General features: G+C 70.4%; 17 protein-coding genes. 9 read left to right on the top strand and 8 right to left on the bottom strand.

Features of this window, described 5'->3' with window-relative positions; genetic code table 11:
• Positions 1-202: 202 nt before the first annotated feature.
• Entirely contained in the window at positions 203-2,203 is a 2,001-nt protein-coding gene (locus ACWEPL_RS43105) for a protein kinase domain-containing protein (protein ID WP_452439589.1), read from the top strand.
• A gap of 71 nt (positions 2,204-2,274) precedes the next feature.
• Here ACWEPL_RS43105 and ACWEPL_RS43100 read toward each other — a convergent pair whose 3' ends face one another.
• Together ACWEPL_RS43100 and ACWEPL_RS43095 are read right to left on the bottom strand one after the other, a co-directional pair.
• Positions 2,275-2,805: a hypothetical protein gene (locus ACWEPL_RS43100; RefSeq protein ID WP_363979963.1), complete on the bottom strand. Its 531-nt coding sequence runs from the start codon at positions 2,803-2,805 to the stop codon at positions 2,275-2,277.
• 153 nt (positions 2,806-2,958) lie between these two features.
• Positions 2,959-3,642 (bottom strand): TetR/AcrR family transcriptional regulator, encoded by a 684-nt coding sequence (locus ACWEPL_RS43095; protein ID WP_452439588.1) that lies wholly within the window; start codon positions 3,640-3,642, stop codon positions 2,959-2,961.
• A gap of 73 nt (positions 3,643-3,715) precedes the next feature.
• Here ACWEPL_RS43095 and ACWEPL_RS43090 point away from each other — a divergent pair, with 73 nt between their 5' ends.
• Positions 3,716-5,245 carry an FAD-dependent monooxygenase gene (locus tag ACWEPL_RS43090; RefSeq protein ID WP_452439587.1) on the top strand — a complete coding sequence of 510 codons (1,530 nt, stop codon included), beginning with the start codon at positions 3,716-3,718 and terminating at the stop codon, positions 5,243-5,245.
• Between the two features lie 50 nt (positions 5,246-5,295).
• On the opposite strand, the gene ACWEPL_RS43085 is transcribed toward ACWEPL_RS43090, so the two are convergent.
• Positions 5,296-6,144 carry an enoyl-CoA hydratase/isomerase family protein gene (locus ACWEPL_RS43085; RefSeq protein ID WP_452439586.1) on the bottom strand — a complete coding sequence of 283 codons (849 nt, stop codon included), beginning with the start codon at positions 6,142-6,144 and terminating at the stop codon, positions 5,296-5,298.
• 290 nt (positions 6,145-6,434) lie between these two features.
• On the opposite strand from ACWEPL_RS43085, the gene ACWEPL_RS43080 reads away from it, so the two are divergent.
• A complete protein-coding gene (locus ACWEPL_RS43080) occupies positions 6,435-7,127 on the top strand; it encodes a type 1 glutamine amidotransferase domain-containing protein (protein WP_452439585.1) in 693 nt (230 codons plus the stop codon).
• A gap of 2 nt (positions 7,128-7,129) precedes the next feature.
• Here ACWEPL_RS43080 and ACWEPL_RS43075 read toward each other — a convergent pair whose 3' ends face one another.
• Complete coding sequence (locus tag ACWEPL_RS43075; protein WP_452439584.1) at positions 7,130-8,173, bottom strand: FAD-dependent monooxygenase; 1,044 nt, start codon at positions 8,171-8,173, stop codon at positions 7,130-7,132.
• A 64-nt stretch (positions 8,174-8,237) separates the two neighbouring features.
• Here ACWEPL_RS43075 and ACWEPL_RS43070 point away from each other — a divergent pair, with 64 nt between their 5' ends.
• On the top strand, positions 8,238-8,819 hold the full coding sequence (locus ACWEPL_RS43070; protein WP_363979981.1) for a TetR/AcrR family transcriptional regulator: 582 nt from the start codon (positions 8,238-8,240) through the stop codon (positions 8,817-8,819).
• Positions 8,820-8,852: 33 nt separating this feature from the next.
• On the opposite strand, the gene ACWEPL_RS43065 is transcribed toward ACWEPL_RS43070, so the two are convergent.
• On the bottom strand, positions 8,853-9,464 hold the full coding sequence (locus ACWEPL_RS43065; protein ID WP_452439583.1) for a TetR/AcrR family transcriptional regulator: 612 nt from the start codon (positions 9,462-9,464) through the stop codon (positions 8,853-8,855).
• Positions 9,465-9,565: 101 nt separating this feature from the next.
• Between ACWEPL_RS43065 and ACWEPL_RS43060 the strand changes: the two genes are divergently transcribed.
• Positions 9,566-10,525, top strand: coding sequence for an oxidoreductase (locus ACWEPL_RS43060; RefSeq protein WP_363979987.1), 960 nt, complete (start codon positions 9,566-9,568; stop codon positions 10,523-10,525).
• The gene (locus ACWEPL_RS43055; protein ID WP_452439582.1) at positions 10,522-11,136 is read left to right on the top strand and encodes a hypothetical protein; all 615 of its coding nucleotides are present in this window, start codon (positions 10,522-10,524) and stop codon (positions 11,134-11,136) included. The genes ACWEPL_RS43060 and ACWEPL_RS43055 overlap by 4 nt, the downstream gene beginning before the upstream one ends.
• A 60-nt stretch (positions 11,137-11,196) precedes the next feature.
• On the opposite strand, the gene ACWEPL_RS43050 is transcribed toward ACWEPL_RS43055, so the two are convergent.
• Positions 11,197-12,186 (bottom strand): aldo/keto reductase family protein, encoded by a 990-nt coding sequence (locus tag ACWEPL_RS43050; RefSeq protein ID WP_452439605.1) that lies wholly within the window; start codon positions 12,184-12,186, stop codon positions 11,197-11,199.
• Positions 12,187-12,650: 464 nt separating this feature from the next.
• The gene (locus ACWEPL_RS43045; protein ID WP_363979993.1) at positions 12,651-12,785 is read right to left on the bottom strand and encodes a hypothetical protein; all 135 of its coding nucleotides are present in this window, start codon (positions 12,783-12,785) and stop codon (positions 12,651-12,653) included.
• A 228-nt stretch (positions 12,786-13,013) separates the two neighbouring features.
• On the opposite strand from ACWEPL_RS43045, the gene ACWEPL_RS43040 reads away from it, so the two are divergent.
• Positions 13,014-15,389 (top strand): alpha/beta fold hydrolase, encoded by a 2,376-nt coding sequence (locus ACWEPL_RS43040; protein WP_452439581.1) that lies wholly within the window; start codon positions 13,014-13,016, stop codon positions 15,387-15,389.
• A gap of 127 nt (positions 15,390-15,516) precedes the next feature.
• Here ACWEPL_RS43040 and ACWEPL_RS43035 read toward each other — a convergent pair whose 3' ends face one another.
• Entirely contained in the window at positions 15,517-19,290 is a 3,774-nt protein-coding gene (locus tag ACWEPL_RS43035; protein ID WP_452439580.1) for an ATP-binding protein, read from the bottom strand.
• 184 nt (positions 19,291-19,474) lie between these two features.
• On the opposite strand from ACWEPL_RS43035, the gene ACWEPL_RS43030 reads away from it, so the two are divergent.
• Entirely contained in the window at positions 19,475-20,248 is a 774-nt protein-coding gene (locus tag ACWEPL_RS43030) for a pectate lyase (RefSeq protein WP_363980004.1), read from the top strand.
• 40 nt (positions 20,249-20,288) lie between these two features.
• Positions 20,289-21,539, top strand: coding sequence for a hypothetical protein (locus ACWEPL_RS43025; protein WP_452439579.1), 1,251 nt, complete (start codon positions 20,289-20,291; stop codon positions 21,537-21,539).
• Positions 21,540-21,582 lie beyond the last annotated feature (43 nt).

The raw sequence follows: 21,582 nt of genomic DNA, 5'->3' as shown, positions 1-21,582 counted from the left end.
TCCAGTTCCGCGTACCCCTCCCCATCCCCGTCGGGATGATCCTTCAACGCCTCCAGCGGGCCGTCCCGGTCGCGGGGCCCGCATCGGCGCGGAAACGCCGCCCCGATAGCGCACCCGCCACAACGCTTTTGCGTCATCATGCGGACATATACCTTTTGAGCAGCCGAGTGGATCCTCCCTGACCCCAGGAGAAGATTGCCTCATGTCCGGTCCGCGCCCGTTGGCCGAGAACGATCCCCGGCAGATCGGGGACTATCGACTGATCGGCGTGCTGGGCGTGGGCGGGCAGGGGGTCGTCTATCTGGGGCAGGCCCCCTCGGGCCGGCAGGTGGCCGTCAAGACGCTGCACGCCCGGATGGCCTCCGAGCCCGAAGCCCTGGACCGGTTCCTGCGCGAGACCGAGATAGCCAGGTCGGTGGCGGCGTTCTGCACGGCGCGGGTCGTCCACGCCGGGATCGCCGACCGGGCGCCCTACCTGGTCAGCGAGTACGTACAGGGCCCGTCCCTGGACGAGCTCGTGACCCGGGACGGGCCGCGCACGGGCGGCGGGCTGGACCGGTTGGCGATCACCACCCTGGTCGCGCTGGACGCGATCCACCGGGCCGGCATCGTGCACCGGGACTTCAAGCCCAGCAACGTGATCATGGGCCAGGAGGGCCCCGTCGTCATCGATTTCGGCATCGCCCGGGTACTGGACCACTCCACCACGGGATCCGGCCTGGTCGGCACCCCGGCCTACCTGTCGCCCGAACAGCTCAACGGAGAGCCGGCCGGGGCCGCCTCGGACGTGTTCGCCTGGGCCGCGACCATGGTGTACGCCGCCACCGGGCATCGGGCCTTCTCCGGCACGGTCACCGCGGGAGTCCTCAACGCGATCATGACCCGCGAGCCCGACCTGGCAGGCGTCCCCGACCGTCTCCGTCCCCTCCTGGCCGCCGGCCTGGCCAAGGACCCCGCGTCCCGGCCGAGCATCACCGACCTGTTCACCGCGCTCACCCACGAGACCCCCCTCCAGGACACGGGTTACCGGCGTCCCGCACCGCCGCCCGAAAACGCCCCGCGCCGCCGCAGTCAACGTCCGCCCGGCTTGGCGAAGGTGTTCGCGGCGGCCGCCGTCGTCCTCGCGATCCCCGTGGCCTTGTGGCTGGCGTCCGTCCTGACCGGGAGCCTCCCCGGCACCCCCCTCTCCACCGCCGGCGCGAAGCCCTCCACGACGGGCGCGCCGTTCGGCACCCTGATCCGCGAGCCCGTCAACGGCTGGCAGCCGTGGGTGCTGTCGCTGGCCGTCGGGCAGTGGGACGGCCGTCCCGTGGTCGCCTCTGGAGGCTACGACGGCACGGTGCTCATATCGGATCTCGCCACCGGCGCACCCCTCCACTCCCCGTTCGCGGGGCATCAGGGTCCGGTCTGGTCGGTGGCGACAGGGCAGGTGAGCGGCCGCCCGGTTGTCGTCTCCGGTGGTCGCGACGGCACCGTACGCGTCTGGGACCAGACCACCGGCGAACCGATCGGCACACCCTTCCAAGGCCATCGGGGCTCGGTCGAATCGGTGGCGGTCGGGCAGGTGAACGGCCGCCCCGTGGCGGTGTCCGGCGGTCTCGACGGTACGGTGCAGGTTTCGGACCTGGCCACCGGCGACCGGGTCGGCGACCCCGTCGGCACCGGCCGCGGCTGGGTGCTCTCGGTGGCGGTGGGCGAGGTGAACGGCCGCCCGATCGTGGTCTCCGGGGACGTCGACGGCACCATCCTGATGACGGACCTGGCCACCGGCACTCCCATGGCCAGACGCGTCAACGCTCACGACGGGCCGGTCGAATCGGCGACGGTGGCGCGACTCGACGGCCGCCCGGTGGCGATCTCGGGCGGCGGGAAGGGCGATCACACCGTACGCGTCTGGGACCTGGCCACGGGCGAACCGATCGGCCGGCCCTTCAGAGGCCACCGGAGCTGGGCGCTCGGCCTGGCCGCGGCGCAACTGAACGACGGCCGCCCGATCGTGGTCTCCGGCGGCTACAACGACCAGACCGTACGGGTGTGGGACCTGGCGACCGGCAAGCCGATCGGCGAACCCTTCAAGGACCACGTGGGCCTGATCGAAGCGGTGGCAACCGGCCACCTGGACGGCCGCCTGGTGGCGGTCTCCGGGGGCAACGACGGCAAGGTCCGGGTCTGGAGCCTGAGCTCCCCGTACCCGTCTCCATGAACGGATTCCATTGTCCTGCCGCGTTCACGCCGCCGACCCGCGGTCTCGGCCGAGCTCCTGTGACGGGGCCGCTACCCGAGGCAGTCCTGAGCGGTCAGGACCAGGGTCACACCGAGGACCATCCTCTTCGACACGAGGAAGACGTAGGACGCCTTGGGGTTGCCCGGCACGGTGGCGAAGGTGCCGTACAGCGCATTCTGCTTCAGGTTGGGGTAGGCGGCCTTCAACTGCGCGGGAGTGGCGCCTATGCCGATGCCCTGCGGCGTTTTGACGCCGCGGCCCGGCGCGGAGATCGTGACCACGCCCTGCTTCTTCGAAATGTACATCCCTGCCCGGTTGCCGCTGTACCGCCGCTCCTTCAGGTCATAGGTCGAGCACGTGGTGGGGACGTTGATGGTCTTGCGGACGATCCTCCCGGTCGCCCTGGCCCGCGCCTCCGTCATCCCGAGCTTGATGTTGCCGTACCCGAACGGCCCTAGCGTCCTCTTCTGGGCGGTGGCAGCGGCGTTCGCCGCGGGAACGACACCTGCCATCATGACGCCTGCGGCCAGCGCCGTGACCAGCGCCGACCGGCCGATTCGTTGGGCTTTGGACTGTTTCACAGCACTTCCTCCGTGATCATGACTGCAAACTGTAGCCCGAACGCGGCGGGGAGTGCCGGTGATTGACGAGATCATCAGATGTCTTCGCGAACGTTGAGGTGCGCGTCCCGTACCACCGGCGCTGTGGCCCCCGTGCGTCTCGTCGACCTGGCTTCAGAGACGGCCCGGTCGCGGTGTTTGAGGGCTGGGTCGTGTCCCCAACAGCGGCAGCCACACCTCGTCCACGATCTCGACGATCGACTCGTCCGGCACCGCGCGCATCGTCGTGAGCAGGTCGTGGCGCAGCAGGTCGAACGGCAGGTTCACCACGCGGGACGGGCGCGGCACGTCGGGCAGCTCGCCGCGCCCGACCGCGTGGGCGACGATCGTCTCGAAGGCGGTCGCCTGGCCCGGCGGGAGGAGGGTGCGGCGCAGCTCGCCGAAGCTGGTGCCGGCGTCGCGGAAGTAGTCCGCCAGCTGCACGCTCATGAACGTGATCGTGGGCGCGCGGTCGGCGTTGGCGTTGCGGAGGAAGCCGATCGCGTCGTCGCGGAGGCTGCCGGTGTCGGGCACCGCGATCGGCTGCCAGAACCTGGTGAGCGTGGCCAGCAGCAGGTCGTCGCGCTGCGGCCAGCGCCGGTAGAGCACGGGACGGCTCGTACCGGCGCGGGCGGCGACCGCTTCGTAGGTGAAGCCGTGGTATCCGTGCTCGATCAGCACGTCCCACGCGGCGTCGAGGATCGCGCCCTCGAGCTCGGAGCCACGGCGACGGGATGCGCCGCCGTCGGTACGGCGTTCCGCCGCCTGCGCCCCGATCGTCCCGCGCTCATCCGCGATCCGCTCGTACTTAGGATCCACTTGCGTATCTTATCGCGGTGACTTACGGTGTCCGCCGTTAGATACAGCTGCGTATCCTAAGGAGGCGTCAGTGATGTTCGACGTCATCATCGTCGGCGGTGGACCCGCCGGCCTCTTTCTGGCCTGCGAGCTCCGCCTCGCGGGAGCCCGGCCCCTGGTGCTGGAACGACGGCCGGAACCGGACCCGGCAGACAAGGCACACGGCCTCGCCGGCCAGGTCGTGCGGTTACTGGACAACCGCGGCCTCCTGGAACGCTGCGGGGGCCGAGGAGTACCGGTGCCTGCGCCCGGGTTCTTCTTCGGCGGGATGCCCCTGCCGCTGCACGTGCTCGGCAGCGAGAACCCGATGTATCTCCTGCCGGTCAACCAGCGTGACCTGGAACGGGTGCTCGGCGAGCGCGCGGCAGAACTCGGCGCGGAGGTCCGGCGAGGTTGGGACGTGCTGTCCTTCAGCCAGAACGATGACCAGGTCGACGTCATGGCACGCGACGCGGACGGAACCGGGACGACCTTCACGACCCGATACCTCGTCGGCTGCGACGGCGGCCACAGCCTGGTTCGCAGGCAGGCGGGAATCGCCTTCCCCGGCACCAGCGACGACAACGTCGTCGACCGGACGGCCCTCATCGGGCCGAGCGACCGCTTCCGTTTCGCGCCGGGGGGACGGGTCGTGATCGAGGGCCTCGGCGAGATCCCGGCGCACTTCCACCGTACCGAGCGGGGCGTTTTCACGCTCCTCGCGCACGACCCGGAGCGGCCGCTGGTCAACACCGCCGAATGGGAAGATCACCCGGCAGGCGATTTCCCGGGGCCTGGCGCGCCGATGACGATGGCCGAGATGGAGGACAGCGTCGAACGGGTCCTCGGAGTGCGCCTGCCCCTGACTGCGCCGCCCGAGGGTGCGCCTACCTTGCTTCGCCGCCAGTGCGGCCGCAACTCGCGGCTCGCCGACCGCTACCGCGACGGCCGAGTCTTCATCGCCGGCGACGCCGCCCACGTCAGCCACGGGCCGACCCTGAATCTGGCGCTGCAGGACGCGGCCAACCTGGCCTGGAAACTGGCCGCCGCACTGCAGGGCTGGGCCTCGGAAGGCCTGCTGGACAGCTACGGAACCGAACGCCACGCGAGCGGCGAACGCGTGCTCATGCACACGCGGGCCGCGACCGCCCTGATGGCACCCGGAGGCGATGTCACCGCCCTGCGCCTGCTCTTCGCCGAACTCCTCGGCCGCACCGAGAACCTGCACCTGGTCGCCGCCCTGCTGGCGGGCGCCGATGTCCGCCACGACACGGGCGAGGAACACCCCGCCGCGCCCACCGGCTGGTTCGTACCATCCCTTGAGCTGACCACCGGCGACGGACACGCGCGGCGCCTCGCCGAGCTCCTGCGCGACGCCCGCCCCCTGCTTCTCGACCTCACCGGCGGGAACGACCTCGCCGCCACCGCAGAGCCCTGGAACGACCGGGTGCGCCGCGTGACCGCAACCGCCGCCGACGCCCCGGCGCCCGCAATGCTCATCCGGCCGGACGGCTACGTCGCCTGGGCGGGCGCGGACCCCGACAGTCTGAAGGCGGCCCTCACCCGCTGGTTCAGCCCGGGCTGAGTTCCGTCGTCCGTGACCCAACGGTGGCCCGAGGGCGAAGTTCGGGCGGTCTACTTCCCGTCGGAGCCGGGCCGGTACGGGAACCGCGTCACCCAATGCGGGAGGTCGCGTTCGACGTCGCTTCGCTGCTGGAGTCCCGCCTCGAACAGGTGCCTCGCGATGTGCTGCTGGGCCGGACGGGTCACCGCGGCCCAGAAGGCATCCATCTGGTCCTTGAACTCGGCCTCGGGCCGCTGCGTGGCGAGGTTGACGAAGTGCTTGATGTCCCTGATCGTCTGCAGGTCGAAGGAGGCGACGCGGGACGCGAACGCGTCGACGAAGCCGTCGAGGTCGTCGTCGGGCAGGGCCCGGTTCACGTATCCGTACATTTCAGCGAGCGCGCCGTCATAGTCGAGCCCGCCGAAGAGGATCTCGAAAGTCCGGCCCCGTCCGACCAGGCCGGGCAGACGCGTGGCGGGTCCGCCACCCGGGACGGCGGCCATGCCGATCTCGAACTGGCCGACGATGGCCTTCTCCCGGCTGGCGAAGCGGATGTCGGTGGCGAGGAGGAATTCGCTCCCCGCACCGCGTGCCCTGCCCCTGATGGAGGAGATGGTCGCCACGGGGAGGGAGCTGAGACGGGTCAGCAGCGCCGTCCACGGGTGGACCTCCTCCGGATGGGCCAGGACGCGCTTCACCTCGTCACTGTCGGACAGGTCGTAGTGGGCCAGGTAGAAGTCGGGGTCGGCGCTGTCGAAGACGATGACCGCGAGACTGTCGCTCGCCTCGGCGCGCGCGAACAGGGCATTCAACTCGCTCGTCATCGTCGCGTCGACGAGATTGACGGGAGGATTGTCGAACGTCACTCGCCACAATGCGGCTGAGTGCTCGGTCAGGGTGAACCGGCTCGGTGAGATCATGGACCTGACGCTAGGCTCTGGCGGCCAAATGGCGGTTCAGCCTCGCTGCCTTTTCATTCTCAAAGGTCTGCAGGTCGGCAAGGCTTTCAGGCGCGCCGGAAACGCCGGGTGAGCGGTCGGTCTCGCGTTCGTAAGCCCTTCATCATTCGCCGGTGAATATCCGGTCCCGGCTACCGTCGGAAACTCGGCGCCTGGCAAAAAGAGAACAATATCGGCATGGGAGGCTTTCATCCGGCACATCACGCCGGACATAAAATGCTGTAGACGCAGGACGGGGAGGCGGTTGTCCGATGGCGAAGCTACTTTTCGTGATGACCGGGACGGCGTACTGGACGCTCAAGGACGGCACCAGGCATGCGACGGGTTACTGGGCCGAGGAGTTCGCGGCCCCGTACAAGGCGCTCACCGACACCGGCCACGAGATCGTCGTCGCCACGCCCGGCGGAGTGGTCCCGACCGTCGACATGATGAGCCTGCGCCCCGAAATGGCCGGTAGCGCTCAGATCGCTCTCGACCTGGAGGCGATCATCCGCTCCGCGGAGGAGATGCGGCGGCCGATCCGGCTGGCGAACGCCCGGCTGGAGGACTACGACGCGGTCTACCTCCCCGGCGGCCACGGCCCCATGGAAGACCTGTGCGTCGACGCGGACGCCGGTCGGCTGCTGACCGAGGCGCTGGCCTCCGGCAAGCCCCTGGCCGTCGTCTGCCACGCCCCGGCGGCGATGCTGGCGACCAGGATCCGTGGCGTGTCGCCCTTCGCCGGCTACCGGGTCACCGCGTTCACCAACGAGGAGGAGAACGCGGTCGGTCTCGGCCCCAAGGCCCGCTGGCTGTTGGAGGACGAGCTCATCGACCTGGGCGTCGACTTCACCAAGGGCGAGGCGTGGAAGCCGTACACGGTGGTCGACCGCAACCTGTTCACCGGCCAGAATCCTGCCTCGGCAGCCGTCCTGGCCGACCGGCTGCTCAAGGCCCTCTCGTAGGCCTAGATGGGCAGCATCCGCATCAGAGTGTTGCGCGGCCCTGCCAGGCGACCGGCTCCCGCCAGGCGGGTCATCCAACTGGAGGCGGTGACCATCCGCTGGGCGGCCGGGCGCCGCCGTGCGTCGTAGGAGAGCAGCGCCTTCGCCACGTCGCCGGGGTGCGTACGCAGGCAGCTGGCGAGCTCGACCGCGTCGAGCAGGGCCTGGCAGGCGCCCTGCCCCAGCGCGGGCGTCATCGCGTGGGCCGCGTCTCCTATCAGCGCCACGTTCCCCGTGACGTAGGACCCCAGCGGTGGCGCCAGGTCGTAGACCTCGTGCCGCAGCACGGCGTCCGCCTCGGCGGCCGCGAGCACGCGGGGGATGGGGTCGTGCCAGCCGGCGAAGCGTGCGCGCAGGTCGTCGAGGCTCTCGCGAACCCCTTCCGGGGTGCGTACGGGCGCGTACCAGTTTGTCACCCCCGGAGCCTGCGGCGTCATCCCGAACATCTGCCCGCGCCCCCAGGTCTCGCCGTAGTCCTGCGGCTCGAAGCCCTTGATCACGCCGCGCCAGGCGACGATGCCCGCGTATCGGGGACGGGTCGCGGCGCCGAAGAACGCCTGACGCACCGCGCTGCGCACCCCGTCGGCGCCCACGACCAGGTCGTAGTCGGCGCGTAGTGCGGCGGGATCGGTGATCTCCACGCCCGTGCTGATCGTCGCCGCGTCCACCTGCTGCACCAGCATCTCGATCAGCGAGACCCGCGACAGCATGCGGACCGGCGCCCCTCCGCGCCGTTCGATGCGCTCCAGCGGCAGGTCGGCCAGGCGCCTGCCGTGGGGGGTGCGGATCTGCGCGCGCCGGTAGGGGACGGTGCGCTCGCGCAGTTGCTCGCCCAGCCCCAGACGGCCCAGGCCGGCCGGGGCGTCCGGGCGGAGGCCCAGCGCCGTGCCTTCGGCGACGACCCGAGGCCATCGCTCGAAGATCGAAACATCCCAGCCGATCGCGCGCAGTGCGATCGCGGTCGTCAGCCCGCCGACCCCGGCGCCGACGACGACAGCTCTTTTCATCTCAATCACCACACATGTGGTACCACAGCTATGGTGATTGCACAAAGGCGGGAGGATGGGGGCCATGGTGGAGAACAGGGACCGCCGCGACCGGTTGCGCGACGCGGCTATCGAGGTGCTGGCGGGGGAGGGTGGCAGAGGCCTGACCCACCGTGCGGTGGACCGTGCTGCCGAGTTGCCGGAAGGCACGGCCAAGAACTACTTCCCGACCCGCGACAGCCTGCTCCAGGCCGCCGCCGAGCGGTGCGTCGAGCGCTACTGGAGTGAGCTGCAGCAGGCCGAGATCGACACCCCCGACCAGTTGCTCGCGTTGCTGCGCCTGATGATCGAGCGGGCGATGACGGTGAACCGGTCCCGGGTTCTGGCCTACATCGAGCTGCACGCCGAGGCCGCCAGGAATCCCCAGGTGCAGGAGACCCTGGCCCGGCTCTCCCGCGCCGACCTCGACCTCCACCTGGCCGCCCAGCAGGCCGCCGGCCTCCCGGTCACCCGTGAGAGCGCCGCCATGGTGACCCTGGCCGTCAACAGCGCCTTGACCTACCTGCTCACCCAGCCGCCCGACGTGCTCGCCTCCTACGGACTCGACGACCTCGACCGATTCCTGAGCCGTCTCATCGCCTCCGCCTACCCCCGCCACCGAAGCTGACCGGCGACCTGGGCTGGGCCGGCCGTGCCCGTGTCATCCGCCGACCGGCTGCAGGGCGCCGGCGTGCGCGGCGGCGAGCGTGACGCGCACCGCCTGGTCGGCGGTCGTCTCGTCGACCGGTTCGGCGGTGATGAGCAGGCGCAGGTAGATCGGTGCGGCCAAGGTCTTCAACAGCTCGGCGGGGTCGGTGCCGCCGGGAAGTTCGCCGCGCTCGATGGCGCGCGTGACCACCGGTTCGGCTCTGGCGAGCCGGTCCTCGAACACGTGACGCCGGGCTGCGGCGATCTCCGGAAGATGGGCGGCCCCGGTGAACATGGCGGCGAGGATGGCCTGCCCGGTCGGGCTGGTGAACGCCTGGGCGAGCGAGCGCGCCAGCGCCCGCAGGTCGGTCTCGATCGCTCCGCTGTCAGGGACGGGGATGTCCAGCGCCATGTGCTCGGACAGGGCGTCGGTGAGCAGGCTCTCTCGATCTTTCCACCGCCGGTACACCGTCGTCTTGTGGACTCCGGCGCGCTGGGCGATGTTCTCGATGGTCAATGCGGCGTAGCCCTTGTCCACGAGCTCGGCGAGCGTGGCGGCGTGGACGGCGGCGCGTACTTTGGCGCCGCGGCCGAACGGCCTGGCGGTGGAAGGATCGGACTGCATTGCAACTCCAAGTTGCGATATTCGGAGGGTGCTGACAGGATGAATGTATCGCAACTCGAAGTTGCGATACATGCGACCGCATCCCCTTGAGGTGGTACATCATGCGCAACTCTCCCTCCGGGACTCTCCGTGCCATCCCCGACCAGACCGGGCGCGTCGCTGTGGTGACCGGAGCCAACAGCGGCATCGGCTACGTCACCGCCCGGGAGTTGGCCCGTCGTGGCGCGTACGTCGTGCTGGCCTGCCGCGACCCCGAACGCGGCCAGGCCGCCCTCACCCGCATGCGGGGTGAGGTGCCCGGCGCTCGCGTGGATCTGCGCCGGGTGGACCTGGGCAGCCTGGCCTCCATCCGGGAGTTCGCCGCCGGTTGGGACCGCGGCCGGATCGATCTGCTGGTCAACAACGCCGGGGTGGCGATGGTGCCGTACGCGCTGACCGTCGACGGGTTCGAGTCGCAGTTCGGCGTCAACCACCTGGGCACCTTCGCCCTGACCGGCCTGCTCCTGCCGCATCTGCTCGCCGCGCCCGATCCGCGGGTGGTCACCGTCAGCAGCGAGGGCCAGCGCTTCGCCCGCTTCGACCTGGCCAACCTCAACGCCGAACGCGGCTACCGGACGGCGTTCGCCTACGTGCAGTCCAAGCGGGCCAACCTCTACTTCGCGATGGAACTGCAGCGCCGGGCCGACGCCGCCGGACAGCGGCTGCGCAGCATGGCAGTCGCCCCCGGGTTGACCCGCACCAACGTGCTCACCGGCGGCGCCAACAGCGGCAGGGGACGGCTGTATGCGGCCCTTGCCCGCCTGCTGGTGCGCGTGGCCTTCCGGCCCACTCCGGAAGGGGCGAAGACCTCTCTGTACGCGGCGACCGCGCCGGATTTGCCCGGCGGCAGCTACATCGTTCCCGACGGGCCGCTGCAACTGCGCGGAGAGCCCACCGGTCGCACTCGTGAGCGCGCCATCCGCGACACGGCCACAGCCGCACGCCTGTGGCAGTTGTCCGAACGCCTGACCGGCGTCACCTACGCTCTGTCCGCAGCCACCGTGGATAGGGTGCGGGGGTGAGCGCACCCCGAGCCTCCTGGCGTAACACCACCCACGACTGGGCGGCCGACGTCGACCTCGGCCACCTCTCCCGCATCCGGGAGAACCCGGACGAGTTCGCCCCGGGTGGCATCCGGCACCTGATCCTCGAAGTCCTCGCCTACCCGGCCGACGAGGCGGCGAACACGGGCGCCGGACGCTGCACCGTCACCCTCCACGCCGGCGGCTCGGTGTCCGTGGCCGACGAGGGGCGAGGCACCGACACCCGGTTCGACGAGCAGGGGCGGCCGGTGAAGAAGCCCGTCATGGCGTCCAAGGACCTGCGTTTCTTCGACGACCCGGGCGCGGAGGTGCTTGCCGACGGGCATCCGCGCCGCGGCATGTCCGTCGTCGCCGCGCTCAGCGAGTGGCTTGTCCACACCAACCGCCGCCTGAACGGGTCCTGGACCCAGCGGTACGAGCACGGCGTCCCCGTCACCGGCCTGGAGCCCATCGCCGGCGACGGCACCACGGGGACGACCGTGCACTTCCTGCCCGGCGCGCACCTGCTCCCGCTCGCCGACGACCTGCGCCGCTTTGCGGGCGTATGGCCTGGCCTGGCCGTGCTCGTCGACGACCGCCGTGGTGGCTGACTCTGTGCCGTCTTCCGGGTCAAGACCAACCCGTGCCCGGTCGAGCTGGGCGAAGGCCCTTCACGGGCTCGTCGTCAGCGCCGGGTTCGTTTCGACAAGGCCGTCCAGCACCTGATCGATGCGCTCCATAAGGTCGGCGTCGAGCCGGACCTCGGCCGCTTCGACGTTCTCCCGCACCTGCTCGGGGCGCGATGCCCCGATGATCGCCGAAGCCACGTTGGGGCGCCGCAACACCCAGGCGAGCGCGAGCTGTCCCAGCGACAGCCCGGCCTCATCGGCCAGAGGACGCAGCCGCTGCACCCGTACCAGCACGTCCTCACGCAGGAAGGGCTGGATGAAACTGCCCGCACCGTTCAGGTCGGCGCCGCGCGACCCGGCGGGCGCCGGCTGCCCCGGCCGGTACTTGCCCGTCAGTACGCCCTGCGCGACAGGGGACCAGGCGAGCTGGCTGAGCCCTTCCCGTTCGCACGCCGGCACGACCTCGGCCTCGATCACCCGCCACAACGCGCTGTACTGCGCCTCGTTGGAGACCAACGGGACGTGCAGTTCCCGGGCGAGCGCGGCGCTCCTCGTGATCTGCTCGGCCGTCCATTCGGAGACGCCGACATAGAGCACATGGCCCTGCCTGACCAGATCGGCGAAGGCCACCATGGTCTCCTCCAGCGGCACCGTCCGGTCGAATCGATGCGCCTGGTACACATCGAGATAGTCGGTGCCCAGCCGCCGCAGTGACGCGCGTGCCGACTCCATGACGTGCTTGCGGCCCAGGCCTTTGTCATTGGGCCCGCCCGGCCCGGTGGGCCAGAACACCTTCGTGGATATCTCCAGGCTTTCCCGCCGCTGTCCTTTCAGCGCGCGGCCGAGCACCGACTCGGCTGCGGTGTTCGCGTACGCGTCCGCGGTGATGAATGTGGTGATGCCCGCGTCCAGCGCCGCCGTGACGCACGCTCGCGCACGTTCTTCCTGGTCGGGGGCATCGTACGCGAGCCAGTGGCCGTAGGAGATCGCGCTGACGGACAGGCCGCTACGGCCGAGACGACGAAATTCCATGCATTTACGGTAGCGCTTCATTTTGACCACTCGGGACTTTATCGAGGCGATTTGACAAATTAATTAAAGGCGCTCTCCAGGTAAATTGAGAGAGCAGGTGAAGGTGCATTTGTCAAATGTCGCGCGGGCCGCTCGCCGGGAGCTCACGTGCGGGGTTCGGGGAACATGAGAAGGTCGTCCGGCCGGGGGACGACGCTGGGGACGGCGGTCACCGTGTGGCCGGTACGATGACCGGCTCGGCCCAGGGCTGGGCGTCGCCGACGCGCTTGTGCGGGCCCGCGCCGGACGGCAGGTACGCCTTGCGCGGGATGTGGTGGACGCGGCCCGGGGTCGAAGCGGTCGTCGAAGAAGCGCGTGTCGCGATGGATCGCACAGGGGCCCAGCAGGATGTCCGTGCCGGGTGGGAGGCGTTCGCCGGCGAGGTCGCAGTGGCCCGCATGAGGAGCAGGGCCGAGTACAGGCGGTTAGACCTGGCCGGTGTGCAGGAGGCGGGCCACGTCGGACATCTCGGCGGATCGTCCGGCCAGGACGGTGTCGAGTTCGGGGTGGCGGGTCCAGGATGGGACGACGCTGGCCGGGGTGTCCGTGCCGACCAGCATGATCGCGAGGATCTCGTCGCGATCTGCCCGTCCGTCAGGCCCTCGCCGCTGTCGAGATCCCGGTTCTCCTGAAGCGCGGACAGCAGTGCCCTCGTCCGGTACGTCATCGATGGCGGGCGCGGTCATGCGGCACGGACTGGGACGGAGCCTTCACCCGTGTAGCGGCTGCTATTTCCCGTGTGGCGCCTGCCTGTCGAGACGTTCGAGACCTTCGGTTGAGAGGAAAGAATGACGATTCTCGTGACCGGCGCCACCGGCACGGTCGGCCGCCAGATCGTGGCGCAGCTCGTCGCGCGTGGCGAGCGGGTCCGGGCCCTGACCAGGAACCCGGCGGCGGCGCGGCTGCCCGGGTCCGTGGAGGTGGCCTACGGCGACCTGACCGCGCCGCAGTCCCTGGCCCCCGCGCTGGAAGGCGTGACCGGGTTGCACCTGATCACCGTCGCCGGAGATGACCAGGCGGCGCTCCAGACCGGGCCCGAACTCGTCGAGCTGGCCGCGAAGGCGGGCGTGACCCGCGTCAGCGTGCTGAGCAGCTGGGACGAGTGCTCGGTCGAGGAGGCGCTGCGGGCCGGGGACCTCGGCTGGACGCAGTTGCGTTGCGTGGAGTTCATGACCAACGCGCTCGAATGGGCCGAATCGATCCGCGAGGAGGGTGTGGTCCGGGTCTTCGGCAACCATCCGGGGGCCGTGGTGCACGAGGCCGACATCGCCGCCGTCGCGGTGGCGGCGCTGGTCGAGGAGGGGCACGCCGGGCAGGCGTACCTGGTCACCGGGCCGGAGGCGCTGACCCCGGAGCGGCGGGTCCGCGTGATCGGCGAGGCCGTCGGGCGGGAGATCCGGTTCGAGGAGCTGAGCGAGGCGCAGTACCGGGCGTCGATGGAGGCGTGGGGGGCGGGGGAGGAGCTGATCGAGTTCGCGGTCCGGCTCGGGGCCAACCCGCCGGACGCCGCCTCGGTCGTGCTGCCCACCGTCGAGCAGGTGACCGGCCGTCCCGGGCGCACGTTCGCCCAGTGGGCCACGGAGCAAGTCGCCGCCTTCCGCCCTTGGCTCATTAACAGGAGAAATATCATGACAATTAGCCCTTTTCGTATTGAAGTTCCCCAGCAGGACCTGGAGGACCTCCGTACCCGTCTGGCCATGACCCGCTGGCAGGACCAGCTCCCGGGCACCGGCTGGGAGCGCGGCGTCCCCCTCGACTACCTCAAGAACCTGGCCGAATACTGGCGCACCGGCTACGACTGGCGCGCCCACGAGGCCAGGCTCAACGAGATCCCCCAGTTCACCGCCACGATCGATGGGCAGAACATCCACTTCGCCCACATCCGCTCCGAAAACCCGTCCGCCCTGCCGCTCATGCTCCTGCACGGCTGGCCGGGCACGTTCGTGATGTTCCTGGACGTCATCGAGCCCCTCTCGCGAGACTTCCACCTGGTCATCCCCTCCCTGCCGGGCTTCGGCTTCTCCGCCCCGCTGTCCGGCCCCGGCTGGGATCCCGCCCGCACCGCCAGAGCCTTCACGCAGCTGATGGCGCTGCTCGGCTACGACAGGTACGGGGTGCAGGGCGGGGACAGCGGCTCCTTCATTGCGCCGGAGATGGGCAAACACGCCCCCGACCACGTCGTCGGCGTCCACCTCAACGCCGCCATCACCTTCCCCGTCGGTCAGGAGGGGGAGATGGACGGGCTGACGGAGGAGGAGCGGCGACGCTGGGACACGATGCAGAACTTCAACGACGGCTACCTCCAGACCCAGTCGAAGCGGCCGCAGACGGTCTCGTACGGGCTGCACGACTCGCCGGTGGGGCAGCTGGCGTGGATCATGGAGAAGTTCAAGGAGCTGACGGACCCGGTGGAGGGGTTGCCCGAGGACTCGCTCGACCGCGACCTCATGCTGACCAACGTCACCATCTACTGGCTGACCGGCACTGCGGGGTCGTCGGCGCAGTTCTACTACGAGAGCATGGGCGCGCCCGACTGGAGCGAAGCCGGCGCAGACGACTGGGCCGCCACCCCAAGCGGCAGGTCTGTCTCGAACGGCACTTCCGAAGACTGGGCCGGCACGCCCGATGCGAATGCTCCCGACTCGGATGGTGCCTCCGATTTGGGCGGTGCCGGTGAGCGGGGTGGCGCGTCCAGCTTGAGTACGTCGGGCTCGGCTGCGTCCGCTTCGGCTGCGTCCGCTTCGGAGGGTGCCAGCGACTGGGGCGATGCGACCGCTTCGGGCGCTCCCGACTTGGGCAATGCCTCCGATTTGGGCGGTGCCGGTGAGCGGAGTGGAGCATCCGGCTCGGGTGTGTCGGGCTCGGGTGCGTCCAGTCCGGGCGGTGGCGGTGACTGGGGCGGTACGGCCGCTTCGGGAGCGTCCGACTCGGGTGATATGGGCGACTGGGGTGGTGCGGGGGACTGGGCTGCGGCGGCGCGGGGCACTGTGCCGACGGGCGTGCTCGTGTCAAAGCCCTGCGACGTCACCATCCGCCCCTGGGCTGAACGCGACCACAACATCGTGCACTGGGCCGAATACGACAAGGGCGGCCATTTCTTCGCCACCGAGCAGCCGGGCCTCTTCGCCGAGGACGTCACCGCGTTCTTCGCAAAGCTCCGCTGACCCCGCTCGGTGACGGCAGCGGGTGCCCGGTAACCGCAACTCGGTGACATGGGTGACGCTGCTCAGGCGGCGACCGCCGTCCAAACGGCCGGTCGTTGCGGTGGCCGGCAACTTCAAGGGCCGGTCGTCACGGTGGCCAGCGCACCTCGGGGCTGGGGTGATAGCGGCATGTGGCGCCGGTGGAGAGCGAGAATCTCAGGTGGGCGGCCAGTTCCGGGTGGCGCTGGTCGAGCTGGCGCAGTGTGTTGCGGATCCGGTTGGTGACCGCCTTGCGGGCGCGTTCGGCCGCGTCGCCGAGCCGGCGCGGGCGGCCGCCCAGTCCGGCGGCTGTGCGTAGTTCGTTCAGCAGCGCCGTGCGCTCGGCGTCGAGCTCGGCCGCCCGGCGGTCGTCGCCCAGCTCGGCGGCCCGGTCGATCTCGTCGTCGAGCAGATCCAGCCGCCTCCGGTAGCGGGTCCTGGCCTCCTCGTCCAGTACGTCGTCACCGCCCATGCTCTGGGCGGCGATCACGACCTCGCCGCCGGCCGGGTTCAGCAGCTCGACCGCCGAGACGTCGCTCCCGGGGCGGTCGAGCAGGATGCGCAGGTCGGCCAGGCCCTTGGAGTCGGGCAGGTGCACGGTACGGCCGGCGAAGGTCAGGGTCCAGACCCCGCCGTCGAGGCGGAAGGCGTTGGCTGCGGGGCGGGGCAGGCGTGCCAGCATGCCGAGGGCGGCGGCGTCCCGCTCGACCTGCGCGATCAGCGTGGAGGCGTCGTCGCCGCGCGCCTGCAGCGCCTCGGCCAGGCGGGCGCGGGACTCGATCGACCAGGGTCGGGCACCCAGCAGGTCGGCCGCGCGACAGGCGGCGGTGAACCCTTCGACGGCCTCGTCCCAGCGTCCCTGGGCGGCGTCGAGCACCGCCGCCCAGTGCGCGAACGGCCCCTCGACGGCGACCGTGGCCGTCACACCCCATTGGCCGACGTACGGGGTGATCGCGGCCCGCGCGCGCTCGCAGAGCACCGGATCCTTGGACAGGGCGGCCGCCTGCGCCTGGAGCCTCAGCCACAGCGGCGCCATCCACCGCAGGTACTGCTCGCCTGGCGTCACGACCTCCGCCAGGTGGCGCGCCGCACCCTCGTCGCCGCGCTGCACCGCCGTCGCGGCGCGGTAGAGCGGGAAGTGATGGCTGCCCGCGAGCTCCATCTCCGCCAGTACGCCGTCGGCCACGTCGAAGCGGCCCCTGAGCGTCGCGGCCGACCACCGCTGCATCCAGCGCAGGTCGCGTCGTCCGATGCCTGGTTGCTCGCCCAGCTCGTATGCGGCGTCGATGTGCGTCGCCGCCTCGTCGAAGCGTCCGGCGAGCGTGGCGAACATGGCTCTGAGGACCGTGGCCTCGTGCTGGAACAGCGCCAGCTCGGCACCTTCGGCGCGCGTGGCGAATGCCTGCAGCTCGGGCAGGCACCGTGGATCACCCATTTCCAGCAGCGCCCCGACGCGCCAGGAGCGCGCGGTCAGCTCCAGCCGTGGATCCCGGCTTCGCCGCGCCACGGCCGACAGCTCCTCGGTGACGGCCATTCGCTCGGCCGCGCTGCCCGGCCCCCAAATGGCCCCTAGTCTGGTCAGCAGGCTGAAGCCGAGTGTTTCGTCATCCTCCCCCTGCCTGGCCAGCTCCGCCGCGACCTCGCTCAACTCCCGGGCGGCGACATCCAACCGTCCTCGGCCGTAGCCAGCGGTGTCGGTTGTGGTGTCATCCCTGAAAAGGGCGTCGCCTCCGGGCTGGGCGTCGCCTCCGGGCTGGGCGTCGTCTTCGTGCAGGTGGTCGATCTCGCGCGGGGCGTCGCGTTCGTGCAGAGCACTGCGGTTCCGTGTGGTGCCGTGCTGACTGGCGGTGTCGGCTGTCTCGTGGGAGGCGTTGGTGGTCGTGTGCGCGATGCCACCGCGCCGGTTGCCCGTGATATCGCGCGAGCTTGTGGTGTTGCGCTCACCCGTGGTGTCGCCGGGCGGGCGTCTCTTGGCGTTGCCCTCGTGTGTGGTGTGGCCCTGGCGGGTGGTTTCGCTTTCGCGTGCGGTGCCGCTCGTCTCGGGGGAGACGTGGGTTGACGTCTGTGCGATGTCGTTGCGTCGGTGTGTCGTAGGGGTGTGGTCGCGTGCCGGCTCCATCGTGCTCGCTGGGCTGGGCCTGTCCTGATCCGGCGCGCTCTGAGCCCCGGGTCGCCCGTATGCGGGTTCGCCCCGTACGGGGACGGTGATCTTGTGGGCGGGCGTGTTGGCAGTGGGGGTGGGTGGGGGGACCAGGCGGTGATGGGTCTCGTGGACGAAGTCGGTCCAGCGGCCGTGGTCGGTGTGGCCGAGGTCGTGCAGCTTCAGGGCGGTCAGGGCCAGCAGGTCGGGGTCGTCGAGGCGACGGATGATGGCGACGGCGGCCTCCAGTGTGCGGGTGCCGGTGGCGGTGTCGCCCACCCGGTGCTGCGCCACGCCGAGGTCCAGGCCGATCGTGGCCCATCTGCGAGTCTCCCCGGCGGGGGTCAGCTCCAGGGCGCGCCGGTAGTGGCCGACTGCTTCCTCGTTCGCCATCCGTGCCTCGGCGTCCCTGGCCGCCGTGAGGAGGAGGGCAGGGGCATCGGGTGTGGTGGCGAGGTACGCGTGGCGGGCGCGGATCGCGGGTGCTGCCGGGTCGAGGGCGCGGAGGGCGGCCGCGTGCCGGGCACGGACTTCGTGCTCGTTCAGCTCGGCGTAGAGGGTCTCGCGTACGAGGTCGTGGATGAAGGCGTGGTGGCCGGAGCCCAGAGAGGTGATGAGCTTGGCCGACACGGCCTGGTCGAGGGCCCGCCGCACCGAGAGCTCGGTCGCCACGAGCGACTGCCCGGTCGGAGAGGCGCCGCGAGCGGGTGAGGAACCGGATCCTCGGCAGGGCAGGGGTCCGTCAGGTGGAGAGTCGTCGGGTGAGGGGCCGTCGGATGGGGAGCGGTCGAGACAGGTGCCGTCGCGTGAGGTGCCGTGGGATGAGAGGCCGTTGCATGAGGTGGCGTGGAGTGCAGGGCCGTGGGGTGCAGGGCCGTGGGGTGGGGAGGGGGTGAGTGGGGGATCGGTGGGTGGGGGAGTGAGGGCGGTGTGGAGGGTGGGTTCGGTGAAGTCGCGGCCCAGGACCGCCGCCATGCGCAGCACTTCGAGCACCTCCTCCGGCAGCCGCGACAACCGCCGGCGCACGGCCGCCCCCACCCCCGGCGGGATCGTCGCGAGAGGGGTCCCGCCCTGCCACAGGCGGGCGGTCTGCTCCACGAAGAACGGGTTGCCGCCCGTGCGCCGGTGGATCTCCGTCACCAGCTCCTCGCCGGGGTCCACGCCCGTGGTGTGGGCCACCAGCCGGCCCACCTCCTCCCGGTCCAGCCCCGTCAGCGTCAGGACGGTGGCCTTGGCCTCCAGGGGCAGGCTCAACGGCCCGTCGACCTCGGCGTCACGATAGGTGCCGATCACCAGCAGGCGCTCGAACCAGGCATGACGCACCACGAACTCCAGCAGCCGCAGCGAGGCCGCGTCCGCCCAATGGAGGTCTTCGAGCACGACCACCACCGGCCGCTCGCGGGAGGCGTCCACCAGCAGGCCGGTCACCGCGTCGTACAGCTCGAACCCGTCCGATCCGGCCAGGCCCAGAAAAGGGCTCTGCAGCGTCGCCCCGGGCGTGAGACGGCGGACCACCTGGACCCAGGGCCAGTAGCCCGGTGCGCCCTCGCCCTCCCAGCAGGCGCCGCCGAGCAGCCGGGCGCCCGCGCGCACGGCCTCCTCCGCCGCGCCCGCCACCAGGGCGCTCTTGCCGATGCCCGCCTCGCCGGTGACGAGCACCAGCGCGCCGTGGCTGACGAGCGTGCGCTCGACCTCGCCGCGGAGCACGGCCGCGGGTCGCTCCCTCCCGATGAGCATCGCCATGCGGGCACCCTACGCGGCCGGGCCGACAATTCCGGGGGCCGGGAAAGATGAAACTTTCAGCTCGAACCCGCAGGTCGGCGGCGACAGCCCCGTCCCCGGTTTGACGCGGACCCGTGCCCGTGCGATCAAAGCAGGCGCGGTTCAGTCCCGTTGGGAAAGCGCTTACCGAAAAGGGAGGGCGACCTTGACATTCCGATCCCGTTCCACCGTGGTGGCCACAGCGATGGCCGCCGGACTGCTGGCCGCCGTCACCGCGGCGCCGCCCGCGCAGGCAGCCCCGACCGACGGCAGCGGCCCCTGGCCCTCGGATACCGGCAGCGTGCACCTCACCTCGACCCGCAACGCCGGCACGTTCTTCGACGGCGGCATGAAGCGCTACTACGGCATCGGCGACGGCGGCCAGGGCGAGAGCCAGGACCCGATGTTCGTCGTGGCCAACGGCGGCACCATCCAGAACGTCATCATCGACGCCCCGGCCGGCGACGGCATCCATTGCGAGGGCTCGTGCACCATCCGCAACGTGTGGTGGAACGACGTGGGCGAGGACGCCGCGACGTTCAAGTCGTCCAGCTCGTCGGCGACCTACCTGGTGGACGGCGGCGGCGCCAAGTCCGCCTCCGACAAGGTGTTCCAGCACAACGGCGCCGGCACGCTGACCATCAGGAACTTCCAGGTACACGGCTCGGGCAAGCTCTACCGCGCCTGCGGAAACTGCTCCACCTCCTACCGGCGGAACGTGGTCATGGACGGCGTCACCGTCCGCACCACCAAGGTTCTGGCCGGGATCAACACGAACTGGGGCGACACGGCCAGGTTCAGCCGGATCACCGTGTACGGCAGCGCCACCATCTGCGAGAAGTACCGGGGCGTCCCCAAGGGCCAGGAGCCGGTGAAGATCGGATCCGGGGCCGACGGCGTGAACTGCATCTACTCTGCATCCGACATCACCTACCGGTGAACCCTCGAATGTTAGCGCTACCACAACCGGAGAGGCCCGAATGAAACGACTGGCCGTCCTGCCCCTCCTCCTGATCATCACGTTCTTCTTACCCATCCAGAACGCCCTGGCCGACACGAACGTGGCCGGCACCGCGACCCCGTCCGCCTCCTACACCTCCTCGTGGGAGAGCGTGGCGGCCATCAACGACGGCATCGACCCGCCCAGCTCGAACGACACCGTCAACCGCCGCTGGGGCACCTGGCCCAACACCGGTACCCAGTGGGCCGAGCTCACCTGGAGCTCGACGCAGAATCTCAAGGGCGCCGACGTGTACTTCTTCGACGACGGCGGCGGCGTCCGCGTCCCCGCCTCCTGGAAGCTCCAGTACTGGAACGGCAGCGCCTACGTCGACATCTCCGCCTCGTACCCGATCGCCGTCAACGCCTACAACAAGGTGACCTTCACGCAGGTCAGCACCACGCGCCTGCGCGTCCAGCTGCAGAGCGGCGCGGGCTCGGTCGGCCTGCTGGAGGTCAAGGCGTGGGCCCCCGACTCCGGCGGCGGCACCTCGAACTGGAACCCGCCCGCCAACCTGGTCACCCCGCTCAACGAGGTCTGGCAGCACGTCGAGAGCACGTACCCCAACCTGTACGGCTTCCGCAACTACGGCTGGGACCAGATCATGGCCAACGGCGGCTCGATCAACTACTGCGTACGCTGGGACACCACCGCCACCGTGACCGCGGCGCAGCGTGACCAGATCCACGCGGCGCTGGCCCGCCAGTTCAAGAAGTGGATGGACGTCATGGCCGGCCACAACGGCTGGCCCTACGCGAACGTGCCGGTCAAGGTCGTGGGCTGGGCCGTACGGGACCGCGCGCAGCTGCAGTGGAGCGACAGCTCCGTGGACATCTACGTCAACAACATCCGCGAGAACGCGCCCCAGTGCTCCGAGCCCTGCGGCCGGTTCTTCAACCAGAGCGGCCAGTACCCCAACTGCCCCGGCGGCGCCTCGCACCACTACGACATGTCGCTCTGGCTGACCGCCGGGTTCGGCGGGGGAGCCGGGGGCGACTGGGGGCAGCGGATCGGCAGCGAGTACTACATGTCGAACCTCAACGCCGACAACATCCACATCCTGCTGCATGAGATGGGCCACTCGTTCGGCCTGGACGACTTCTACGACTGGACTCCGACGGGCCAGTGCTGCTTCCTGATGAAGGCGGGCAGCGCGGCGCAGATCACGGAGTTCGACAAGTGGATGTTCCGGGACTGGTGGCGGCACCTGAAGAGCCGCTACGGCCTCTGAGAAATGGAGGGAGGGCGGCGGGGTCTCCGCCGCCCTCCTTCGT

This window comes from Nonomuraea sp. NPDC004186 (genome assembly GCF_053603495.1).
Note: the sequence above shows the minus strand (reverse complement) of the source record. Positions and strands in the feature narration are given on the sequence as shown.

What these genes read in the sequence shown, in the direction of transcription:
- ACWEPL_RS43035 (WP_452439580.1), bottom strand. Translation starts at nt 19,290, where the DNA reads ATGGCGATGCTCATCGGGAGGGAGCGACCCGCGGCCGTGCTCCGCGGC.
- ACWEPL_RS43105 (WP_452439589.1), top strand. Translation starts at nt 203, where the DNA reads ATGTCCGGTCCGCGCCCGTTGGCCGAGAACGATCCCCGGCAGATCGGG.
- ACWEPL_RS43065 (WP_452439583.1), bottom strand. Translation starts at nt 9,464, where the DNA reads ATGCAGTCCGATCCTTCCACCGCCAGGCCGTTCGGCCGCGGCGCCAAA.
- ACWEPL_RS43075 (WP_452439584.1), bottom strand. Translation starts at nt 8,173, where the DNA reads ATGAAAAGAGCTGTCGTCGTCGGCGCCGGGGTCGGCGGGCTGACGACC.
- ACWEPL_RS43040 (WP_452439581.1), top strand. Translation starts at nt 13,014, where the DNA reads ATGACGATTCTCGTGACCGGCGCCACCGGCACGGTCGGCCGCCAGATC.
- ACWEPL_RS43070 (WP_363979981.1), top strand. Translation starts at nt 8,238, where the DNA reads ATGGTGGAGAACAGGGACCGCCGCGACCGGTTGCGCGACGCGGCTATC.
- ACWEPL_RS43045 (WP_363979993.1), bottom strand. Translation starts at nt 12,785, where the DNA reads ATGCTGGTCGGCACGGACACCCCGGCCAGCGTCGTCCCATCCTGGACC.
- ACWEPL_RS43025 (WP_452439579.1), top strand. Translation starts at nt 20,289, where the DNA reads ATGAAACGACTGGCCGTCCTGCCCCTCCTCCTGATCATCACGTTCTTC.
- ACWEPL_RS43060 (WP_363979987.1), top strand. Translation starts at nt 9,566, where the DNA reads ATGCGCAACTCTCCCTCCGGGACTCTCCGTGCCATCCCCGACCAGACC.
- ACWEPL_RS43080 (WP_452439585.1), top strand. Translation starts at nt 6,435, where the DNA reads ATGGCGAAGCTACTTTTCGTGATGACCGGGACGGCGTACTGGACGCTC.
- ACWEPL_RS43050 (WP_452439605.1), bottom strand. Translation starts at nt 12,186, where the DNA reads ATGGAATTTCGTCGTCTCGGCCGTAGCGGCCTGTCCGTCAGCGCGATC.
- ACWEPL_RS43090 (WP_452439587.1), top strand. Translation starts at nt 3,716, where the DNA reads ATGTTCGACGTCATCATCGTCGGCGGTGGACCCGCCGGCCTCTTTCTG.
- ACWEPL_RS43085 (WP_452439586.1), bottom strand. Translation starts at nt 6,144, where the DNA reads ATGATCTCACCGAGCCGGTTCACCCTGACCGAGCACTCAGCCGCATTG.